A 271-nucleotide genomic window follows, 5' to 3' on the forward strand; every position below is an offset into this window, starting at 1 on the left:
AACAAACCCTAGTAAGCCGGTTTGCATCGACTCTTCAATATCTTGGATTTTCTTTTTTAGATTGGCATTCTCATTTTTTATCAGTCGTATTTCTCGCTTAAATTCCTGTTTTAAGGCGCTCAGTTCATCATAGAGCTCATCTATTACTTGGTTTAGGAGTTCTTGTTCATTGTCTGCTAGACTCCCAAATACGGCTTGTATAGCCTCTTTTAGACCTATTTCAAGTTTTAGGTTAGCTAACTTTTGAAATTGTCTAAGGTCTTCGTCTGTA

Annotated in this window: 1 pseudogene; it reads right to left on the bottom strand. The window is 36.5% G+C overall.

Going from position 1 to position 271, the window contains the following annotated elements:
* Nucleotides 1-271, bottom strand: a pseudogene (locus ADM33_RS08850) (hypothetical protein); the annotation flags it as partial.

This window comes from Streptococcus oralis (assembly GCF_001075875.1).
Lineage (GTDB): Bacteria > Bacillota > Bacilli > Lactobacillales > Streptococcaceae > Streptococcus > Streptococcus oralis_I.